Source organism: Bradyrhizobium yuanmingense (assembly GCF_900094575.1).
Classification (GTDB): Bacteria; Pseudomonadota; Alphaproteobacteria; order Rhizobiales; family Xanthobacteraceae; genus Bradyrhizobium; species Bradyrhizobium yuanmingense.
Map to the genome: position 1 here is coordinate 1 of NZ_FMAE01000080.1, position 2,147 is coordinate 2,147.

At 58.9% G+C, this 2,147-nt stretch carries 1 protein-coding gene and 1 pseudogene; both read left to right on the forward strand.

Going from position 1 to position 2,147, the window contains the following annotated elements; all coding sequences use genetic code 11:
* Positions 1–44 precede the first annotated feature (44 nt).
* Entirely contained in the window at positions 45–722 is a 678-nt protein-coding gene (locus GA0061099_RS38995) for an EscU/YscU/HrcU family type III secretion system export apparatus switch protein (RefSeq protein WP_074448694.1), read from the forward strand.
* A pseudogene (locus GA0061099_RS39000) lies at positions 700–1,886 on the forward strand (IS701 family transposase). Before GA0061099_RS38995 ends, GA0061099_RS39000 begins: the two are co-directional and overlap by 23 nt.
* The last annotated feature ends 261 nt before the right edge of the window (positions 1,887–2,147 follow it).

The following is a 2,147-nucleotide window of genomic DNA, read 5'->3' on the forward strand; positions in this document are numbered from 1 at the left end:
CGCAATCGAATCAAGCATTTGTGGGTAATTGAAAGCTTCATCGTATGCCTACACCCATCGCGCATCTGAAAAATGAGAACTTTGTCGTTGTTGCGCTGCAACTCTTCGGATCGTGCGGCCGTGAAATACAGAGCCTGACAATGCCGTTTCTCGGCGTCGTCCTGATCGGCGGTGTCGCCGGCCACATGTTGCAGACCGGAGTGCTCTTCTCGCCCTTAGCAGCGGCGCCATCGCTCATGAAGCTGAACCCAAGTGAGAACATCAGCAGGATATTCTCGTCGCAGAGCTTCTTCGAGCTGAGCCGATCAGTCGTGAAGGTGCTGTTGCTCGGTCTCGTTCTTGTATTTGTGGTTCGCGCAGCAGTAAGTTCGCTTGTATGGATTCCGAGCTGCGGAATATCCTGCCTGGCTTTGCTGACGGGTAACCTCTTATTCTATGTCGCGGTCTGGGCGGGGTCGATCCATCTTGTCGTGGCAATTGCGGACTTCGCGTTCCAGCGGTGGCAGTTCGAGAAGAGGAATATGATATCGCTGGAGGAAGTGAAGCGAGAATACAAGGAAAACGAAGGCGATCCCCTGATCAAAAAGCGCCGCAAGCAACTTCGTTCGCAATTAATGGCCAAGAATCCTATCGCCCTAGCATTACAGTTGCATTGTCTTGAAGGTTCTGAATCCATGGGCGACCATGATTCGGGATCTGATGATTGGTGGCGCGTCGGTTGAAGATACGCTGACGCTATGGGCTTCGTCGTTGCGCGATGCCAAGCAACGCATCCGTCCGCTGTTTACGCAGGAGCGGGTCGCGGCCGCGGCGGGACAGTTTCTCGACGGACTGTTGGGCAACGAGCCGCGCAAGACGGGTTGGATGCGGGCGGAAGCGGCCGGCGATCCAGGCCCGTGGCGCCAGCAGGCGATCCTGGGTCGGGGGCAGTGGGATGCCGACGCGCTGCGCGATATTGTGCGTGAATACGCGCTGGAAACGCTCGGCGATGAGGACGCGGTTCTGGTCATCGATGAGACCGGCTTTTTGAAACAGGGCAAGGCCTCATGCGGCGTCGCACGCCAGTACACCGGCTCGGCGGGCAAGATCACCAATTGCCAGATCGGAGTGTTCGCCGCGTACGTGTCGCGGCATGGCCATGCCTTCATCGACCGGGCACTCTACCTGCCAAAGGACTGGACGGACGACCCCGCTCGCCTGAAGGCCGCGCATCCACGAAGCCCAAGATCGCGCGTCACATGATCGCTCGCGCGATCGCCGCCAAGGTGCCATTCTCGTTCGTGGCGGCGGACAGCGTCTATAGTACGGGCGAGATCGAAACCCAACTGCGCAAGGCGGGCAAGGGCTATGTTCTCGGTGTTGCTTCCAATCATGTGTTCCGATCCTGGGGCAAGCCGCAGCCTGTCGCCGGCACCGCCGCCACGATCGCGCAAAACCGTCCCAAGAAGGCCTGGCGCCGCCTGTCATCCGGCGGAGGAACCAAAGGTCCGCGCTGGCACGACTGGGCCTATCTCGAATTGGCCGATCTCGAAGCCAGGGAATACAACGATGACCTTGCCGGGGAATGGACGCGGGGTCTTCTGGTCCGCCGCAATATCGCTGACGGCAGCTTGGCCTTCTTCTCCACATGGTGCCCCAAAGGCACGTCCATCCAGAAGCTGGTGTCGGTGGAAGGCCATCGCTGGGCCATCGAGGACAGCTTCGAAACCGCCAAGAACGAGCTCGGTCTTGACCACAACGAAACTCGCTCCTCGCATGGCTGGCATCGCCATGTCTCACTCGTCATGCTTGCCTTCGCCATGATGGCCGTCATCCGTCATCGGGCCAACACCAGGCCATTGCTTAAAAAAACGCGACCGCGGCCTCGACCGAAGCATCGTTCTTGATCCGCTGGTCGATCCAGGAGATCCGGCGCATCGCCCTTAAGCTAGCCCAGCGACGTATCCCGCACGCTCACATCCTCGCGTAGTCGTCCTGGCGCAGGGCTCATCAGGCCAACGCGCGCAAAGCGCATCTCAAGAAAAACAAGGCAACTGTAATGCTAGAGCCCGAAGAGAATACCAAGAAGCATCGGGAAACGATGACCTGCCACTGCATTTTCATCCAGCGGCAGTTAGAGTCTCGGGGTTTTGTACGCCAAGTGGCGC